This is a genomic window from Clostridium beijerinckii HUN142 (genome assembly GCF_000621745.1).
Lineage (GTDB): Bacteria > Bacillota > Clostridia > Clostridiales > Clostridiaceae > Clostridium > Clostridium beijerinckii_A.
On the sequence record NZ_JHXK01000011.1, the window covers coordinates 131,933 to 151,382 of the forward strand.

Consider the following 19,450-nt stretch of genomic DNA (forward strand, 5'->3'; position numbering starts at 1 on the left):
AGTTTGTCCCATTTATTCAAACAAAACATTTCCTACTTTGTTTATTATCTATCTATATATTTACTTTATCGGACCATATTTTTTTATATAAATAACTTTGTGCAGTTAACAACTTATGTGAAAATTATACCATAATTTAAATATCTTAATACCATATTTCTAACTTAGTTGGTTGAAAACATGTAAATTAGAATTTTAATTCAATAGTTTATAAGTAATAATTAAATAATTATTTTATTTACCGATTAAAAGCATATGCGTTCTAATATAATAAAACTAAGAGGATCCTAATAATATTAAGGAGGAAAATATATTATGGATACTTCTAAATTTTCAATTAATGAGAATATAGAACTAGATATAAATACCTTAAAAAATACTGTAAATTTTGATGAATTTGTAAAAACACTTCAGAAAAATTTAATCCCGATGGACGAATTTGAGGGATTTAAAATTCGTCCTGGATTTTATCTAGAAAATGGTGCAGTAGTTATACCAGGAGGTGTTAACTTCACTATCCACTCTCAAAGTGCAACATCATGTAAATTACTTTTATTCAAGCCCGCTATGTGTGAACCTTATGCCGTCATTCCTTTTCCTGAATATTACAGAATAGGTAATGTATACTCTATGATAGTACTTGGATTAGATATTGAAGAATTCGAATATGCATATAGTGTGGACGGGCCCTATATACCTGAAAGAGGACTAGTTTTTGATAGTAGTAAATATTTACTTGATCCCTACTCAAAAGCAATTGCTGGACAAAGCGTATGGGGAACGAAAACAATATGTGGAAATCAATATAAATCAAGAGTTGTCTCAAATGATTTTGATTGGGGAAACAGTAAAAGACCTTTAATTCCTATGAAAGATTTGATTATTTACGAGTTGCATGTAAGGGGCTTTACTAAGCATCCATCGTCAGAAGTTAATTATCCTGGGACATTTGCCGGATTGGCAGAAAAGATTCCTTATTTAAAAGAGCTTGGAATCAATGCAATAGAACTTATGCCAATTTTTGAATTTGATGAAATGCTTGATGCACGATATGTTAGGGGCAATTTGCTTTGTGATTATTGGGGATATAATCCTGTATGTTTTTTTGCGCCAAACACCAGTTATGCTGCTGGAATTGAACGAAATAAAGAAGGCGATGAACTAAAGTCATTGATAAAGAAATTTCATGAAGATGGAATAGAGGTGATTTTAGACGTTGTTTTTAACCATACTGCTGAAGGCAATGAGTATGGTCCATATATATCTTTTAAGGGGTTTGATAATAATGTCTATTACATGCTTACACCAGAGGGAAAATATTATAATTTCAGCGGATGCGGAAATACCTTAAATTGCAATCACCCAATTGTTCATAGAATGATCTTAGATTGCCTTCGTTACTGGGTTACAGAATATCGTGTTGACGGATTCAGGTTTGATTTAGCTTCAATCCTTGGGCGTAATGAAGATGGATCACCAATGAATAATCCTCCATTATTGCAAAGCTTAGCATTTGACCCTATTCTTGCAAATACAAAATTGATAGCCGAAGCATGGGATGCAGGTGGTTTATATCAAGTTGGTAGTTTTCCATCTTGGAAAAGATGGTGTGAATGGAATGGAAAATATAGAGATGATATTCGCAGATTTCTAAAGGGCGATTCAGGATTAGCTGCCACTGTTGCTGAGAGAATTACTGGATCTTACGATCTCTATAATCCAGATATAAGAGGCAAAAATGCTTCAGTAAACTTTATTACTTGCCATGATGGATTCACTTTATATGACTTATATTCTTATAATGATAAACACAATGAAGAAAATGGTTGGAATAATACAGATGGTGAGAACAACAATAATAGCTGGAATTGTGGCACCGAAGGAGAAACTGATAATGAAAATATAATAAATTTACGAAGAAAGCTAATAAAAAATGCTTGTGCTGTTCTTCTTTCAAGTCAAGGGGCTCCAATGCTTTTATCTGGAGATGAATTTGGAAATACACAGTTTGGAAATAACAATCCATATTGTCAGGATAATGAAATCTCATGGTTAAACTGGGGTCTGCTATATAAAAATCATGACTTATTTACTTTCTTCAAAAATATGATAAGTTTTCGAAAACGTCATCCTGCAATTAAGGATAGAATTGAGGAAGCACGATGTGGCTTACCTGCTGTCAGCAAACATGGTATAGAACCTTGGTATTTAGATCCATCAGATGATACTAGAATAGTTGGGATAATGTTTGCAGGATGGAATAAGAATGAAAAAGAAGATGACATTGTGTATCTTTGCATCAATGCGCATTGGGAAAAGCAATATATAAAATTACCTGAACTACCTATATACCTAGAATGGCGAATTGCTGTAAATACGGCTATGCCTTCTGGAAAAGACTTTAATGATTCAATTGATCAGATGCTTAAAGTTGGAGAGGCATTTGAGATAGAACCTAGATCTGTTATAATCCTTGTTGGTATAAGTAAAATATAAATTTATAAGATAATAAGAGCCTAATTTACTTTAAGCTCTTATTTTATTAATATTATTGTTTATTATCAAACCTTCTTCTATAATTTAATTAGTTATAGAATTTTTAATAATAACAAAGGAGATGTAATGATGCAAAAATACAGTTTATCAACTGATGAAATATCTGACAACTTACGCTATTTAGAATTGCTTTCTAAACAATATCCAACAATTAATGAAGCATCTACTGAAATAATAAATCTGCAAGCAATTTTAAATTTACCAAAAGGAACTGAACACTTTCTCACTGATATCCACGGAGAATATGAACCTTTCGTCCATGTATTAAAAAATGCATCAGGGGTCATAAAAAGAAAAATTGAAGATCTTTTTGGCAATAGCTTGATGCAAAGTGAGAAAAAAAGCTTAGCAACCCTTATATATTATCCTGAGCAAAAGCTAGAGATAGTATTGAAGCAAGAAGAAAATATAGATGATTGGTACAAAATAAATTTATACAGGTTAATTGAGATATGCAGATACGTTTCTTCTAAGTATACACGTTCAAAAGTAAGAAAAGCTCTTCCAAAAGATTTTACTTACATAATTGAAGAACTCTTACATGAACAACCTAAAGGAATAGATAAATATGAATATTATGAACAAATTATTAGAACTATTATAGATACAGATAGGTCAAAGGAATTTATAGTTGCTCTTTCTAAATTGATACAAAGGCTTGTTATAGACAGACTTCATATTTTAGGAGATATATTCGATAGAGGCCCTGGTGCCGATATTATTATGGATACTTTAGTTGACTATCATTCTGTTGACATTCAATGGGGAAATCATGATATTTTATGGATGGGTGCTGCCTGTGGTTCAGATGTATGTATTGCTAATGTTATAAAAAATTCTCTAAAGTATGCTAACTTAGATACTTTAGAAAATGGATACGGAATTAACCTACTGCCTCTCGCAACTTTTTCTATGGACTTTTATAAGGATTATCCATGCGATATCTTCCTACCCAAGATAGATTGTGATAAAAAATATAGTATTAATGAAATCAATTTAATAGCTCAAATGCATAAGGCTATAGCTATAATATTATTTAAACTTGAAGGTCAGGTGATTTTAAGGCATCCTGAATTTAATATGAATCACAGGCTTTTATTAAATAAAATTAATTATGACGAAGGAACTATTAGCTTAAATGGTAAAACGTATAAATTGAAAGATTCATTTTTTCCTACTATAGATCCTAAGAATCCATATGAACTTACTCCTGATGAGAAAGAATTAATTGATAAGTTAAAATCCTCTTTTATTAATAGTGATAAATACAATAAGCATGTTAGATTCTTATATTCAAACGGTAGTTTGTATTTAAAATTTAATTCCAATCTATTATATCATGGATTCATACCATTAAATGAAGATGGAAGCTTTAAAAAAGTAAAAATAGCTGATAAAGAATATAAAGGCAAGGAACTTTTAGATAAATTAGATATGCTAGCAAGAGAGGCCTATTTTTCCAAAGACAAAGATGATTCAGATAATAAAGAAGATATAATGTGGTATCTATGGTGTGGTGCTTCTTCACCATTATTTGGTAAGGATAGAATGACAATATTTGAACAATATTTTATTGAAGAAAAAGAAACTCATTATGAAAATAAAGATCCTTACTTTAGCTTAAGAGATAATGAAGATATCTGCAAAAAAATACTAAAGGAATTTGGACTTAGTTCATCTGAATCTCATATAATAAATGGACATATGCCCGTTGAAGAAAAAAATGGAGAAAGTCCTATAAAAGCAAATGGAACTCTACTAGTTATAGATGGAGGTTTTTCAAAAGCATACCAACATAAAACTGGACTAGCTGGATATACATTAATATATAACTCTTTTGGGCTTCAACTAGTATCTCATCAGCCATTCGAATCTACAGACGCTGCTATAAAAGAAGAAACCGACATACTATCCACAACTCTTCTACTAGAACAAGTTGTAAATAGGAAAAGAGTTGGAGATACTGATGTAGGTGTAACTCTAAAGCAGCAAATAGAAGACTTAAAGATGCTTCTTAACGCCTATAGAAAAGGACTAATAAAGCAGCAAAATAAAATTTGATTAAGTTTAGTGAGAATAAATTAAGTTAATAATTTATTCTCCTTTTTTATAAACTTACACTATCTCAATAATGGTTCCTGAATCTTTCATTCTTTTTTTTATATTCTGGGGTGGCTCTTTTGTAGTTATTAATAAATCTATTCTATCAAAGGAAATAGCTTTAAATGTACTGGAATTAAGGAACTTTTCACCATCAGCTATAACACATACAAAAGTGCTTCTTTCTGCTACCTTTCTCTTTATATATGAATCTTCAAAATCAACTACATAAATTCCATCTTCACTAACTGCTGCAGCACCCAAAAATGCTATATCGAAATGTATATCTTCAATTTGATTTATTGTTCCACTACCATATAAAAAACGATTTTTATGTTGCAATTTCCCCCCCAACAAGTGAACGTCGCATCTTTTTTCAGCAAGAATCTCCATATTGTCCAAAGAATGTGTATATATAGAAATGTCATCTGTAACACATTGGCATAACGCTTCAATAGTAGTAGATACATCAAAAAAACATACTTGATTAGTTGACATATATTTGGCTGCATATTTACCCAATTTTATTTTTTCTTCAGAATTTATAGATAAGCGGCTCTTATAATCCTTAATTTCAGTTCTTATAGACGGAACTGCAATTCCTCCATGAGTTCGGATAGCAACTCCTTCGTCTACTAATCTAACAATATCTCTTCTAGCAGTATCCCTAGATATATTGAATGTTTCCATTATTTCTTTATTAGATAACACAGTCTTTTCTCTAAGTATATTTAATATTTCATATAATCTTTCTTCTTGATACATAAAATGTCCTTTCACCCTTACCTATCTTTTTAATTACATACTATAATAAATTATATTTTAAAATAGTCATTTGTCAATTTTTTCATGAATGCCAATGTTCATTAATTTTCCTAAACTTAGATATTCATGCTTTTCCTTGAATTGGTAGCTTTCTTATGCTAAACTCACAATATATAAATTACTTGTAATATAAATTCTATCTTAATACTTATTTTATAGAAATCTTCTATCTTATATAAAGGGGCGCAATAAATGAATAAAAGAATATTATATGTAACAGATTTAGATGGTACCTTATTAAATTCTAATGGAGCAGTTTCACAAACATCATTAAAAATTTTGAATGAACAAATAGAAAAAGGTACATTGTTTAGCATTGCAACTGCACGAAACCTTCAGGCTGCAAAAAGATTGATAAGTGAAATCCCCATTAATATTCCTATCATACTGAATAACGGTATAGGATTTTATGATTTAAATAAAGAGCAATATCTAAAAATCAATGAATTTCCAATATCTCAGTTAAGTCAGCTAATACAAATATTCGATAAATATAAAAGCTACGGATTTATGTACGCATTGAAAGATGGAGATATCCACTTCATATACAATAATCTTGACGACCCATCTGATCTTGAGTATTTTGCAGAAAGGCATTTATTATACAAAGGTCGTTGTCATCAATATTATAATTTTGCACAAGTTCCAAAGGATGGTTATACAATTTTATATTTTGTTTTGTATGGTTCTTTTGAACGTATAAAAAATGTTGAAAATTGCATTTTAGATAACCCTATATTAAAATGTGTTCCTAACAAAAATGTATATAAAGATAATTACTTTTTAGATATATTTAGCTCTAAAGCATCTAAGGCTATTGCTATAAAGGAATTAAAGGAACTGATTGGTGCAGATGAAGTAATTGCTTTTGGAGATAATTTTAATGACATTGAAATGTTAAAATCTGCAGATCGTTCTTATGTTCCTGAAAATGGAATTTCTGAAGCAAAGGCAGTTGCAACAAGTGTTATCTCAAGTTTCGATGATGATGGAGTTGCAAAGTTTATTGAAAGAGACACTAACATTAATTAGTAACTTTTAATAAATTTATAAATTCATCAAATAAAAAAGCAGGTATATTAAGAAATTTTTCAATGTACCTGCTTTCATATATTTACTTTATGTCCATTGTTAATTTATTAAAAATAAACTAATTCTTCCTCAAGCTTATCTATTCTTTTGTAATCTTTAACCACTATATATGGAATCTCCCTTTGTTCTTGTTGTATATATTTTTTATGAATTATACCTTCTAACTCGATCCATTCCTTATCTTTAAAATTAAATACATTACTTGATTGACACAGAATACCTAAAAATGATATATCATCTTCACAGCAAGTCATTGCATTTCTACCAAATGCAAAAACACCTTTAGGATACTTAGGATTGCTATAAGCAAGACCTTTCACTCTTATATTTTTATCTTCATACTTTTCTGGATATTCTGTTGCATCTAAGTACCAAACTCCATAATCGTAGTCCTTAAATTCTATTACTTTCTCATGTATATCAAATGGTAATTCTAAGGGGCTGTCATCAATCTCACCATTTTCTAATTCAAACATCATATTTGCTCTTGAATTAATAGCTTTTACACTATTTCTAAATTTCAATTTATTTGTATTATCGTTGCAACGGTTAAATATAATCAAATCTGAATTTCTAAATTGTTCTATTAATAAAGACTTCATATTATTCATGTAACCTTCAAATGTTGATGCATCAATGGTTGTTATAATTTGAGCAATCTCCCATCTATAAGGAAACTTCAAATTATCGAAAATGTCAAATTGCCACATGCCATTGTATTCTATAACAACCTTGCTTGGTTTGTATTTCTCGTTGAATTCTTTTAAAAGTAACTCTGTAAATCCTTCTATATTGCTGACGCTAACAATATTTACATTGTGATTTTTCAAAAATTCCACTTCATATTCTTCTATGCCATTCTCACAAACAATTAAAAGAATTTTTTCCCCCTCATAAAACTCTGGGTCATTAAATATTTCCTTTACAAAAGTAGTCTTACCACTCTCTAAAAAACCAGTAATAAGAAAAACTGGTACATCTGTCATAAATCAATTCCTTCTTTCACTTATATTTTTAATTAAATAGAACAAAATTGTAGGCGACTTTGGTTAAATTCCGTGTGCTTCGCAGTCTTTTCTAATAATTATCAATACCTTAGATTAAAGTTTCGTTTAACGTATATTTTATTTTTATTAGTATAAGCTATTACATATTAAATTCTATGAAAAGAGGTAATGTCCATGAATAGGAAATTACTACAAGACTATCAAAAAAGAATCTTATGGATAATTAAGGCCCTAGGTGAGAAAGACTCCTTAAATATTCCTGGAATTGAAGTCGAGGAAAATCCTTCTTCAGATACGTATCAAAAAGATATTATTATATCGCAAAAAAAAACCAAATAATTTCAAATTACTTGCACTCATTAAAAAGAGGAGTTCTATTATCGTCAGTATTTTCACTCCTCTTCCTAAACTAAACTTTTTAAATAAAGTCAAAATATTTAGCTTGTAATCTATACATCAAACAATTCTTCTATCTCATTCTTATTTAAATTTGCACCTATAACGCATAATCTTCCAGTATAATCTGCTATTCCTTCACGTACTTCATACTCACCTGGAACCAAATCAAAGTTTATCCATCCTCCATCTGAGCAAGGAATTATGCCTTTAGCACGCAATATAATTCCATAATCAAAAGATTCCGATAAAGTTTTTAATATATTATTTATTTCTACTTTGGAAAACTTTTTAGGTGTTTCCATTCCCCAGCTTGTAAATACTTCATCTGCATGATGATGATCATGTGAATGATTGTCGTGTCCACAACTACACTCATGATCATGAGTGTGATGATTATGGTTATGATCGTTACAATTACAATCTATATGATGTTCATGATTATCACATTCTTCCTTAGTATGGTTCTTATGATTATTGCAGCAGCACTCTTCGCTATGTTGATGATTTTCAGACTTACTATTCTTAACTTCTACTAAAAGCTCTTTTTCAAGGGATTCTTCCTTTTCCATTGCAGATAGAATTTGCTTCCCATTAATCTCATCCCAGTTTGTTGTTATTATTGTTGCAAAGCTGTTGTGTTCTTTTATTTGGGATACACACACTTCTAATTTTTCTTCTGAAATCTTTTGAGTTCGGCTTAAGACAATAGTATTTGCATTTTCAATTTGGTTATTAAAGAATTCTCCAAAGTTATCCATATACATTTTGCACTTTACAGCATCAACAACTGCTGTAAAACTATTAAGTTTAATATCTACTTCATCTTTTATATTTTCTACTGCCTTAATTACATCTGATAATTTCCCAACTCCTGAGGGTTCTATTATTATACGTTCTGGTGAATATTTATCTAATGCTTCTTTAAGTGCAACCCCAAAATCCCCAACTAACGAACAACAAATACATCCTGAATTCATTTCTGTTATTTCAATTCCTGAATTATTCAAAAATCCTCCATCAATTCCTATTTCACCAAATTCATTTTCAATTATCATAAGCTTTTCACCCTGAAATGCTTCTTCTATTAATTTTTTAATTAAAGTAGTCTTTCCAGCACCAAGAAACCCTGAAATAATATCTATTTTAGTCATATAAAAAATCCTTTCTGTGTAAACATTGGTTATATATTCAAACGTTATATCGCGTGGAAATATTTAATGTAGTTTCCAAAAATATTTCATTTTTATCCTACCCTTAAAATCTAATGCTGTCAATAATGATCAATTAATAATTTCTTTATTATTGACTGTTTTAATGAATTACTTACGTATAAAATGATAATATTATAAGTAAATTGAAAAAAGGAGTGTTTTCATGGGTAATTTTTTAAAACCAAATGTCTTTTTTAGTAAATGTTTAGGTTTCGAAGCCTGTCGTTATAACGGCCAAATGATAACTGATGCATTTGTTGAACAGTTAAAACCTTTTGTTAACATTATCAATGTTTGTCCAGAAACTTCTATAGGACTTAAAATTCCAAGACCAACAATTAGAGTTGTCTCTGAAAATAACGAACTGAAATTATATGAACCAAAAGAAGGAAAAGAATTCACAAAAGAAATGAGTGAGTTTTCAGAGTCATATTTGAACACTTTAAATGATATAGATGGTTTTCTCTTAAAAAGTGGTTCACCTTCCTGTGGACATAAAAATGTAAAAATTTATAATGGTACAGCAAAGGTTACAGGAAGCACAAGAGGTGCTGGAATATTTGGGAATAAGATTAAAGAGAAATATCCTTATTCACCAATAGAAGATGAAGGTAGATTACATAATTATAGAATTCGAGATAATTTTCTTACAAGAATTTTTATGAATGCAGACTTTAGAAAAGTCAAAGAATCTAATTCGCTTAATGAATTAATACATTTTCAACGTAGAAATAAATTGTTACTTATGGCAAACAGCCAAAAGTACACCAAGATATTAGGTAGAATTACAGCAAATGGTGAAGGTAATGATATAAAAAATATTATAGATGAATATGAGGAAAATTTAAATTTAGCATTTGAAAAACTTCCTAAGTATACAAATAATATAAATGTTCTAATGCATGCCATAGGATATTTCTCTAAATATATAACTAAGGAAGAAACAGAATTATTAATGGACTCTTTGGAAAAATATAAGATGAAAAAACTTACAATAATGTCTCCTATGCTCTTAGTTAAATCATATGTAGTAAGATTTAATATTGATTACCTTTTAGAACAAACCTATTTTAATCCTTACCCAGAAGATTTAGTTATGCTGGAAGATTCGGAAAAGATAGAAATATAAGTGGGTTTTTCTATTAAATTTTAACGGCGATAATTTTACCGCCGTTAAAAAAATATTAGTTTTATTTATTTTCTTAAATTTGTCTTTAATTAACATTATGATAATAATGTTGCTATTAGAGTATTTTATCTAAATATTCTTCATATCCTGCTTCCTTCATCTTATCTTTTGGAATAAACTTAAGTGATGCTGAGTTTATACAGTATCTTAATCCTCCCATACCTTCAGGTCCATCAGTAAATACGTGCCCTAGATGTGCATCACCAATACCGCTTCGAACTTCCGTTCTTACCATGCCATGACTTTTATCAATTTTTTCTTTTATTACTTTTCTATCTATCGGCTTTGAAAATGCAGGCCAGCCGCACCCAGAGTTGAATTTATCAGTTGATATAAACAATGGCTCACCTGTAGTTATATCTATATAAATTCCTTTTTCAAACAGGTTGTCATATTCATTAGAAAATGGAGCTTCTGTACCATTTTCTTGTGTAATTCTATATTGTTCGTCTGTCAAATCTCTTTTCAATTCTTCATTCGATTTTTTCACATACTTTCGAGTCATTTGTCTCCTCCTATTATCTTTGGAAATTATTTAGTTCTGTATACTTAAATTTATTAATATTATGTGACAAATGCATAACACTAATTCATTTATAGGTATTATAATATATACTTATCTGTGAACATTATATTTTAATAGCTTAAATTTAAACATACTTCTCCACTTTTCTATTTTTCCAGTAACTCTTCAAGTTGATTGGCAGGAAGAGGCTTGCTAAAATAATACCCTTGAATATAATCACAATTTCTTCTTTTAAGTATTAAAAGCTGATCTTCAGTTTCCACACCTTCTGCAATAACCTTTAAGTCCATATTATGTGCCATTTGAATAATATTTTTAATAATAGCTTCCTCTTTTTTATCTGAAGAAATATTGTCTATAAATGATTTATCAATTTTTAATGTAGTTATTGGAATCCTTCTAAGATAGCTTAACGATGAATATCCTGTGCCAAAGTCATCAAGTGCAATCCTAATTCCCATGTCCATTAATTTTTTTAATATTTCAATACTAGAATCAAAAGATTTCATAAGAACAGTTTCCGTAATCTCAAGTTCAATTATATTCGGATTAACTGATGTACTTTCAATAATTTCTTTAACATTATCTAAGAACTCTATCTCCTGTAAATCAACTGATGAGATATTAATTCCTATACTATTAAATTTATAGCCTGCTTCAAACCACTTAGCACTTTGTATACAAGATTCCTTAATCACCCATAAAGTTAATTGTGTAATATATCCGCATTCCTCTGCTATTGGAATAAACTCTGCAGGAGATATGAATCCAAGTTCTCTGCTATTTAATCTAAGTAATGCCTCAAAACCAAAGATTTTATTTGTTTTTACATCATACTGAGGTTGATAATTGATAGTAAGTTCATTATTATCAACTGCTGTTCTTAATATTCTTTCTATGCTAGTCTTTCGTTCAAGGCTTAGGTACATTTGGGGATCAAAAAGAGAAAATCTATTTTTACCTAATTCCTTTGCCCTATACATAGCAGCATCTGCATTTCTTAAAATTGTACTACTATCCTTTCCATCTTTAGGGTATAAAGCTATTCCGACACTGGCTGTTATATACATATGCTTGTTGTCAATTTTAAATACCTTATCAAACAAACCTAATAGTTTGTTTGCATAATCTTGTATTTCATCTTCTTTTGAATCAGGATGAAGTAATATAAATTCATCTCCACCAAGTCTACATATTGTATCTTTTTCTTCAATTAAATTTTCAAACTGTTTTGCTAAACTTATTAACAATTTATCTCCATACTCGTGTCCCATTGTATCATTTATATTCTTAAAATTATCTAAATCTATAAAAAATACAATTCCTTGTTTATTAGCATAATTAGACAATTGTAGTTGTTCATTTAGTCTATTCATGAACAATGTCCTATTAGGCAGTTTTGTCAAGAAATCATAAAAAGCCATGAATTTTATTCTATCCTCTGAAATCTTTCTTTCAGAAATATCCCTAATAGAACCAGTCATCTTTATAGCTCTTCCTTCAGAATCTCTTAATGCTTTACCGCATGATAAAATCCAAACGTACGATCCTCTTTTTGTTTTTATCCTAAATTCAGAGTTATAAACATCTGTAAACTTATCAATATGATTCTTGAAATCTTTTTTCACTTTATCAATATCATCTGAATGAACCTTCTCATATACAAAGTTCCTAAGATTATCTATCTCATTCAACTTGTATCCAATAATATCAACTAATTTATCAGAAGCAAAGAATTTACCAGTAATTAGATTCCATTCCCAAATCGAATCATTTGCACATTCTAATGCAAGTCTGTATTTTTCATCACTAACTCTAAGTGCTTCCTCATTTTCTTGTAATTCTTTGTACTGTACCCTTAATTCTTCTTCTGTTGCTAGCAATTCTTCATAAACTGATGATAACTCCTCATAGCTTGAACTTAACTTACCAATCATCAAATTAAAGGATCTTCCTAATTTCCCAAATTCATCATTAGTATTAATATTAGCTTTTACTGATAAATCTCCATTGCCAGCTGCTTGCATCAAAGGAGTTAATTCTGTAATTGGTTTTGTTACCTTCTTAGTAACAATGAGAGTAACAAAAATAACAAGAAGGAGCATGCCTAATGTCACCATAACTATTAAATATCCCATTTTATTAGCTTTACTTGTTAATTCGCTTTTTTGTATAACTGAAGCCATCTTCCAACCAGTATCTTTACACGTGTAAACATTAACTAACACAGGATTACCATTTATATAAGTTTCAAAACTCCCATTATCCAAATCTATAAGTTTATCATAATTATCAAATGAAAATTTTGAAGATTCATTTGTTTGAGAATATGTATAACCTATCTGATTTAAATGTAAAATATTTTTAAAGTTCAAATTTATATCTGGGTGAGCTAGCATTGTCCCATCCTTTAAATAAAGAAAAACATACCCTGTATCTCCAATTCTAATATTTCTTATTATCTGAGATAACTTTTCCAAACTTAAATCTATGCCCATAACTCCAACAATGCTTCCAGATTCATTTTTTACTGTTGTTGATGCACTTATAATGACATTTTGAGAATTATCAACTGCCGAAACGTAAGGATCTGAAATTACCACTTCATCTGGATTTGATAATGCCAAGGAATACCAAGGTCTTGTTCTTGGATCAAATGTATTTGTGCTTAATCCATCAGGCCATTGAATATAACCACCCCATTTAGTACCAATATACACATAAGTTGTTTCTGGATGTGATGTTCCGTAAGCTTCGAGCACATTATATATAACCCCCTCTATGCCAGGCATTTGTTTTGAATATTTTTTATTTATTGCAATATCAGGAATATTAAATAGAGCTGAAATAGACTGGTCTGCTTTTTTGGCATCTGAATAAGTTGCCAGAAACTTAGCATTGTACTTTATTTGCTGTAACACGTTAGAAAAGTTGTTATCTACTTGTACCATTTGATCTTCCGCACATGAAAATAAATCATCTTTAATCGAGTTATACATATGATTATAGGTTATTAATGCAATTGGAATAGATGTAGATAATATAATTCCTACAAAATAAAAAAACAATTTTAATCTAAAAGTAAGCTTCATACCAATGCTCCTTGATTATTCAATTTGTATATTTTCTAACGGAATCTTTTCCTTTATATAAAAATGAATTTTAGTTTTTCATATTAATATATATTTTACCATTTATACTGCACCGTTTCAATTATTTAGATACCTATCTTCTCACTGATAACTTCTAGATTACTTAATTAAAATATATATGCTACAATTGAACTTCCACATTTTGTCTTAAATGAGTACTCACCTCATTAGAATTTCAATTGTAAATTTATTATTGTAGTATATTTATACCATTTTTTCTGCATTAAATGCTGTAAAATGCATTATAAAAAAACTGCAGACTAAATACATATCTGCAGCTTTTGAATAAATTTATTTAATATATTTTATATTGAAATTCTATTCAAGTTACTTTCAACATCTTTCCTTTTATTATATTTAGACGGCTTAATCGGCAACCCCTTGGCCCTTGCTCTCTTTTCAAACCACATAGTTACAATAGGAGTTAATATCGATGTGACTAATACACTTGTGGCGATAATTGCTGTAGCTGAAGCTGCAACTGGTTCAAATTGTGCATTTGCTTGTGCTATGGCGTAAGGGACCGCAACAGCAGCACCAGCAGTTGATGAAGCTGCCCATCCGGCAACACCATCAGATCCAGTTAAATATCTATCAATAAGAGATAATAATCCACCTGAAAGTGCTACTACTGCAACTCCCATTATAATTCCCATAAATCCTGATTGAATAATCATGCCAAAGTTTAAGCTAAATCCTAAAGTAAATGCAAAAAATGGAATCAAAGCTGGAACAACTGGAGCAAACATTTTACGAAAATCATGATCTAAAGTTCCAAGCGCAATACCCAATGCAAAAGGAATTAATGTTGAAACTAATGTTTGCCAAGGAAACGAAGCAATTCCTGCAATCCCCATAGCCACCATTGTCATAAATGGTCCAGATTCTATACTTATAAACGGAAAACCAGCAGCATCTTCTTTTCTACCAAGAGTCGTCATCAAAGCTAAATAAAGTCCGCCATTTGTTTCATTAAATGCAGCAATAACTGCTAAAACCGAAAGTCCAGATAGAATTCCTGTTTGTATTCCATTAGCTGGAAGTATATGAGACACTAGGACTCCTAATAATGAAGCAAATAAAACCTTTCCTATTAATAATGAAATGCCTTTCTTAGCAATATAACCAGATGTACGTAGATCAATAGTTGTTCCAATGCAGAAAAAGAATATAAATAGAATTACTGATGTTCCAGTTAAGAAATTGCCTGTAAATCCGCCAAAAAATTTATTAACATCTGGTGAAAGCGTTTTAAGTAATGTTCCAAGAAATAAAGGCACTATCATCAAACCGCCAGGAACCTTCTCAATATTTTGTTTAATTTTCATAATAACAACTCCTTAAATACTATAGTTTAACTCTCATAAATTTTTTTATTTGTTTCGATAAATTCTCATAACACAATATTCTTCATAAGCATCTTTCAACAAAAAAACTACTAAGAAATAGCTTTTATTTGAATTTAATTCGATATAACGTTTTCATCAGGTGCATGAATCACTCTATATCTTCATTCCTCCTTAAATTCACTATTAGAATACCAACCTATCATTTGTATTTAAAATTTTATGTTATCGTATGTAAGATAGTTATAAGAAAATCATACATGTATTATAGTATCTTTCTTATTACCATATTAGTTAAAACTATATTTAAGAAATTGATATGCAGGAACTTATTCTTCTAACTATTTTAGAATTAATTATATTATTTTAAGTCCTGAATTCTTATAGTATCCATATCATCGAATGTTATATTTTCCCCACACATTCCCCATATAAATGAATAATTTTGAGTTCCAATTCCTGAATGTATTGACCAGCTTGGTGAAATTACTGCTTGCTCATTCTTCATTACTATATGTCTTGTTTCTTGTCCTTCACCCATAAAATGCATCACTGCTTGATCTTCAGGTACATCAAGATATAAATATACTTCCATACGTCTTTCATGAGTATGGCATGGCATTGTATTCCATCCACTTCCTGGCTCTAGTATTGTTAACCCCATTACTAATTGACAGCTTTCACATACTGCGGGATGAATATATTGATTTATTGTCCTTTTATTCATATTTATTTCATCGCCACATTTTATTTTATTAGCCTTTTCTAAATCTATTTTTACTGTTGGATATGATTTAAGCGCTGGTGCGGAATTTATATAAAACTTAGCTGGATTTTTTTCATCAACTGATTTAAATTCTATATTTTTAGTACCTTGTCCAACATATAATCCATCTCTATATTTTAGATTATATTCTACTTCATCTGCTATAATTGTTCCTTCTCCACCTACATTAATAACTCCAAGCTCTCTTCTTTCCAGAAAGTAATCTGTTCCCAATTCTTTAGAAGCTCCAAGCTTCAATGCTTCTTTTACTGGTGTAACTCCACCAAATATGATTCTATCATTATGGCTGTAAACTAAGTTTACTTCTCCATCAACAAATACTTTCTCAACTAAATAATGTCTTCTTAAAGTTTCTGTATCGTAATGTTTGGAGTCTTCTGGATGATTTGAGTATCTAATTTCCATTTTCATAGCATTCCCTCCTTACAATATTGGGCACACGTGTTCCTAATTGAGTAAAATTATTCTTAACTTATTAAATTTATATACTTTTCCTAAAGAAAATATTATTACAATTATACACTAATTCAGAATTACCCAAAGTACATATAACACAATTAAATTTCTAAACTTAACATTAAATAATATGCGCTGCACACGTGTTCCCAAACTCTTAATACAAGTATATACGTTCATGTAAATATTTGCAATAGTTTTTTTATATTTATTGGAAATGTACTTAAATTATAAAGCTGCAGTAAAAAAAACTTATATATCACTTCAGCTTTATAATGATTTATTCTAATTTAAATCTTTAACGGAATTCCCCAACTCCAATTCTGATTCTATATATATTTCCTTTGTTGTTATATCTTGTTTATTATTTAGCAATTTTAAAAGTAAATCAGTCGCAATCTTTGCTATTTCTCCTATAGGTCGTTTAACTGTTGTAATACTTGGCGTAATGAATCTACCAATTTCGTTTCCATCAAATCCCAATATTGAAATATCATCTGGAATCTTTAATCCATGCTCTGTAATAGCTTTTATAGCTCCAGTTGCCATTTCATCATTGAAAGCAAATATAGCAGAAAACTTTTCATTTATTTCTATTAATTCATTCGCTTTTTCATATCCACTCTTAACAGTAAAATCCCCATTTAACACCAAACTTTTATTCAAATTAATATTATAATTATTAAAAGCTTTTAAGTATCCTTCTCGTCTCATCTTAGTTGAATCGAAATTTCTTGATCCCTCTATTATTGCAATATCCTTATGGCCTTTTTTTATCAATTGCTCTACGCCCTTATACGCACCAACGCTTTCATCAGTATATACATTTATGACATTATGATTTACCTTTCTATTTATAACTACAATAGGTATATCTTTATCTAATATTTCTCTAATAAAATTATCATCACCTATTTTTTGACTCACAACTAATATACCATCATAATTTTTTGGGTTTATAGTATTTTCTTCATACATATCTATTCCTTTAACAATGACATTATACTTTTTATCTATGTTTCTATATACACTATTTATAACAGTTTGAAATACAAACGGTGACGTTCCATTGCTTATTGTTGAAAAAAACACACCAATATTATAAGCCTTGTCTATTTTTAAACTCCTTGCACTCATGTTAGGAATGTAGTTTAGTTCCTTAACTGCATTAAGTACCGCCTCTTTAGTCTTCTCATTTACATACTTAGATCCTGTTAGTACTCTTGATACAGTTGAATGTGATATTCCTAATGCTTTTGCTATATCTTTAATCGTAGTAGCCATATTAATCCTCCCAAAACCTTAACAAATATAGTAATTTTATCTCCAAGTAAAAACTGTCTTTTAGTAAATCAATTTAATCAGGACATTATAGATCATTTCTATTACATTCAACAGTCACACGTGTTCACGATCTTGTTTATTATTTTATAGCAGTAAATATTAAATTACAAGTTTTGCTAATACTTTCAATAACATTCTTTGCAGTTTTAATTAATTAATATTATATATAAAATGTAATTCTTCTTAAACTGTGCTTTTCTTAATTACTTTTTACAAATCATATGCCTTCTAAAAATTTTAATTCATAGAATTCTGCCTTAAACTATAAGATAATGTAAATCAAATATTCTTCTTATTACAAATGAATTATATTATTTAGAATTTATATAATAATTAAATTCTTGATTTAAAAATGAACTTAATATACAATATTAACCATGATATATTTTAGAATTTATGGCAAGAATTTATAATAAATTTATAAGTTAAAGAAGGAAATTATATGTTTAAAAAATGGGATATAATTATAATAGTTACACTGCTATGCATTTCATTTATTCCTGAGATTGTTTTTGGAATAATGGGTAAACATTATAATGGTACATATGCTGAATTGACTATAGATGGTAAACTTTATAAGAAAATCAATTTATCTGAGCATAGAGGTGATGAACAAATAGACATAAAAACATCCTATGGTGAAAATATAGTTGAGATTAAAGATAAGTCTATTAAAGTAATAGATGCAGATTGCAAGGATAAAATATGTATCAGGTCTGGGTTTATATCTGAACCAGGTCAAATTGTAGTTTGCCTTCCACATAAATTTATGATTGAAATAAAAAGTAGTGATATAATGGCAAACAGTTTGAGGTGTTTAAATGAATAAAACTTTTCGTATAGTATTTATAGGCCTTCTGGTATCACAAGCCCTAGCTTTGTATACAATTGAAAGTATGATTCCGGTTCCATTTATTGCACCTGGTGCGAAACTTGGGCTAACTAATTTAATTACTGTCGTAGCTTTGTATATGTTAAATAGTAAAAAAGATGTTTTTCTAATTATAATATTAAGACTTTTTCTTTCAACTATTTTTGGTGGAAATCTCTCTACACTTATGTACGGTGCCGTTGGAGCCTTGCTTAGCTATTATGCAATGATTTTCGTAAAAAATATTGGAAAAGATAAAATTAGTATAATAGGTGTAAGTGCAGCTGGAGCCTTTTTCCATAACGTGGGACAATTAATTGTAGCTTCAGTTATAGTCCAAAATATTGCAGTTACACTTTATTTACCAATCTTATCTATAGCTGGAATTGGTACAGGTGTGTTTATTGGTGTAACTTCCAATTTTATAGTCAAACATATGTCCAAGCTCCCTTTCTTTAATGATTTAAATATTAGTCAATGAGTTACTTTATCATCTTTCTAAATCTTATATTAACGCAAAAATTAAGTGCACACTTATATGAATATGTGCGCTTAATTTTTAATATTGTGCATTCAAACACAGATTTTA

At 29.4% G+C, this 19,450-nt stretch carries 15 protein-coding genes; 7 read left to right on the plus strand and 8 right to left on the minus strand.

What is annotated here, in order from left to right; translation table 11 throughout:
* Positions 1 to 315: 315 nt before the first annotated feature.
* Both glgX and T483_RS0106180 read left to right on the plus strand, forming a co-directional pair.
* Entirely contained in the window at positions 316 to 2,496 is a 2,181-nt protein-coding gene (glgX, locus tag T483_RS0106175; RefSeq protein ID WP_026886059.1) for a glycogen debranching protein GlgX, read from the plus strand.
* A 129-nt stretch (positions 2,497 to 2,625) separates the two neighbouring features.
* Positions 2,626 to 4,617: a fructose-bisphosphatase class III gene (locus T483_RS0106180; protein WP_026886060.1), complete on the plus strand. Its 1,992-nt coding sequence runs from the start codon at positions 2,626 to 2,628 to the stop codon at positions 4,615 to 4,617.
* 54 nt (positions 4,618 to 4,671) lie between these two features.
* Here T483_RS0106180 and T483_RS0106185 read toward each other — a convergent pair whose 3' ends face one another.
* Positions 4,672 to 5,421: a DeoR/GlpR family DNA-binding transcription regulator gene (locus T483_RS0106185; RefSeq protein WP_026886061.1), complete on the minus strand. Its 750-nt coding sequence runs from the start codon at positions 5,419 to 5,421 to the stop codon at positions 4,672 to 4,674.
* Positions 5,422 to 5,673: 252 nt separating this feature from the next.
* On the opposite strand from T483_RS0106185, the gene T483_RS0106190 reads away from it, so the two are divergent.
* On the plus strand, positions 5,674 to 6,513 hold the full coding sequence (locus tag T483_RS0106190; protein WP_026886062.1) for an HAD hydrolase family protein: 840 nt from the start codon (positions 5,674 to 5,676) through the stop codon (positions 6,511 to 6,513).
* Between the two features lie 107 nt (positions 6,514 to 6,620).
* Here T483_RS0106190 and T483_RS0106195 read toward each other — a convergent pair whose 3' ends face one another.
* A complete protein-coding gene (locus tag T483_RS0106195) occupies positions 6,621 to 7,559 on the minus strand; it encodes a TIGR03943 family putative permease subunit (RefSeq protein ID WP_026886063.1) in 939 nt (312 codons plus the stop codon).
* 195 nt (positions 7,560 to 7,754) lie between these two features.
* Here T483_RS0106195 and T483_RS30920 point away from each other — a divergent pair, with 195 nt between their 5' ends.
* Positions 7,755 to 7,919: a hypothetical protein gene (locus tag T483_RS30920; RefSeq protein ID WP_155268456.1), complete on the plus strand. Its 165-nt coding sequence runs from the start codon at positions 7,755 to 7,757 to the stop codon at positions 7,917 to 7,919.
* Between the two features lie 110 nt (positions 7,920 to 8,029).
* Here the strand turns inward: T483_RS30920 and T483_RS0106205 are convergent, their stop codons facing one another.
* Positions 8,030 to 9,130, minus strand: a complete 1,101-nt coding sequence (locus tag T483_RS0106205; protein WP_026886064.1) for a CobW family GTP-binding protein — start codon at positions 9,128 to 9,130, stop codon at positions 8,030 to 8,032.
* Positions 9,131 to 9,353: 223 nt separating this feature from the next.
* On the opposite strand from T483_RS0106205, the gene T483_RS0106210 reads away from it, so the two are divergent.
* The gene (locus T483_RS0106210; protein ID WP_026886065.1) at positions 9,354 to 10,319 is read left to right on the plus strand and encodes a YbgA family protein; all 966 of its coding nucleotides are present in this window, start codon (positions 9,354 to 9,356) and stop codon (positions 10,317 to 10,319) included.
* A 115-nt stretch (positions 10,320 to 10,434) separates the two neighbouring features.
* Here the strand turns inward: T483_RS0106210 and msrB are convergent, their stop codons facing one another.
* The 5 genes from msrB to T483_RS0106235 all read right to left on the minus strand — a co-directional run bounded on the left by msrB (position 10,435) and on the right by T483_RS0106235 (position 17,930).
* Positions 10,435 to 10,884 (minus strand): peptide-methionine (R)-S-oxide reductase MsrB, encoded by a 450-nt coding sequence (gene msrB, locus T483_RS0106215; RefSeq protein WP_026886066.1) that lies wholly within the window; start codon positions 10,882 to 10,884, stop codon positions 10,435 to 10,437.
* A 167-nt stretch (positions 10,885 to 11,051) separates the two neighbouring features.
* Positions 11,052 to 13,997 (minus strand): EAL domain-containing protein, encoded by a 2,946-nt coding sequence (locus T483_RS0106220; RefSeq protein ID WP_026886067.1) that lies wholly within the window; start codon positions 13,995 to 13,997, stop codon positions 11,052 to 11,054.
* 365 nt (positions 13,998 to 14,362) lie between these two features.
* Complete coding sequence (locus T483_RS0106225) at positions 14,363 to 15,385, minus strand: 2-keto-3-deoxygluconate permease (protein ID WP_026886068.1); 1,023 nt, start codon at positions 15,383 to 15,385, stop codon at positions 14,363 to 14,365.
* A 379-nt stretch (positions 15,386 to 15,764) separates the two neighbouring features.
* The gene (kduI, locus tag T483_RS0106230; protein WP_035790044.1) at positions 15,765 to 16,601 is read right to left on the minus strand and encodes a 5-dehydro-4-deoxy-D-glucuronate isomerase; all 837 of its coding nucleotides are present in this window, start codon (positions 16,599 to 16,601) and stop codon (positions 15,765 to 15,767) included.
* A 330-nt stretch (positions 16,602 to 16,931) separates the two neighbouring features.
* Positions 16,932 to 17,930 carry a LacI family DNA-binding transcriptional regulator gene (locus tag T483_RS0106235; RefSeq protein ID WP_026886070.1) on the minus strand — a complete coding sequence of 333 codons (999 nt, stop codon included), beginning with the start codon at positions 17,928 to 17,930 and terminating at the stop codon, positions 16,932 to 16,934.
* Positions 17,931 to 18,432: 502 nt separating this feature from the next.
* Between T483_RS0106235 and T483_RS0106240 the strand changes: the two genes are divergently transcribed.
* A complete protein-coding gene (locus T483_RS0106240; protein ID WP_026886071.1) occupies positions 18,433 to 18,819 on the plus strand; it encodes a NusG domain II-containing protein in 387 nt (128 codons plus the stop codon).
* On the plus strand, positions 18,812 to 19,342 hold the full coding sequence (locus tag T483_RS0106245) for a Gx transporter family protein (RefSeq protein WP_026886072.1): 531 nt from the start codon (positions 18,812 to 18,814) through the stop codon (positions 19,340 to 19,342). Before T483_RS0106240 ends, T483_RS0106245 begins: the two co-directional genes overlap by 8 nt.
* The last annotated feature ends 108 nt before the right edge of the window (positions 19,343 to 19,450 follow it).

What these genes read in the sequence shown, in the direction of transcription:
- glgX (WP_026886059.1), top strand. Translation starts at nt 316, where the DNA reads ATGGATACTTCTAAATTTTCAATTAATGAGAATATAGAACTAGATATA.
- T483_RS0106180 (WP_026886060.1), top strand. Translation starts at nt 2,626, where the DNA reads ATGCAAAAATACAGTTTATCAACTGATGAAATATCTGACAACTTACGC.
- T483_RS0106185 (WP_026886061.1), bottom strand. Translation starts at nt 5,421, where the DNA reads ATGTATCAAGAAGAAAGATTATATGAAATATTAAATATACTTAGAGAA.
- T483_RS0106190 (WP_026886062.1), top strand. Translation starts at nt 5,674, where the DNA reads ATGAATAAAAGAATATTATATGTAACAGATTTAGATGGTACCTTATTA.
- T483_RS0106195 (WP_026886063.1), bottom strand. Translation starts at nt 7,559, where the DNA reads ATGACAGATGTACCAGTTTTTCTTATTACTGGTTTTTTAGAGAGTGGT.
- T483_RS30920 (WP_155268456.1), top strand. Translation starts at nt 7,755, where the DNA reads ATGAATAGGAAATTACTACAAGACTATCAAAAAAGAATCTTATGGATA.
- T483_RS0106205 (WP_026886064.1), bottom strand. Translation starts at nt 9,130, where the DNA reads ATGACTAAAATAGATATTATTTCAGGGTTTCTTGGTGCTGGAAAGACT.
- T483_RS0106210 (WP_026886065.1), top strand. Translation starts at nt 9,354, where the DNA reads ATGGGTAATTTTTTAAAACCAAATGTCTTTTTTAGTAAATGTTTAGGT.
- msrB (WP_026886066.1), bottom strand. Translation starts at nt 10,884, where the DNA reads ATGACTCGAAAGTATGTGAAAAAATCGAATGAAGAATTGAAAAGAGAT.
- T483_RS0106220 (WP_026886067.1), bottom strand. Translation starts at nt 13,997, where the DNA reads ATGAAGCTTACTTTTAGATTAAAATTGTTTTTTTATTTTGTAGGAATT.
- T483_RS0106225 (WP_026886068.1), bottom strand. Translation starts at nt 15,385, where the DNA reads ATGAAAATTAAACAAAATATTGAGAAGGTTCCTGGCGGTTTGATGATA.
- kduI (WP_035790044.1), bottom strand. Translation starts at nt 16,601, where the DNA reads ATGAAAATGGAAATTAGATACTCAAATCATCCAGAAGACTCCAAACAT.
- T483_RS0106235 (WP_026886070.1), bottom strand. Translation starts at nt 17,930, where the DNA reads ATGGCTACTACGATTAAAGATATAGCAAAAGCATTAGGAATATCACAT.
- T483_RS0106240 (WP_026886071.1), top strand. Translation starts at nt 18,433, where the DNA reads ATGTTTAAAAAATGGGATATAATTATAATAGTTACACTGCTATGCATT.
- T483_RS0106245 (WP_026886072.1), top strand. Translation starts at nt 18,812, where the DNA reads ATGAATAAAACTTTTCGTATAGTATTTATAGGCCTTCTGGTATCACAA.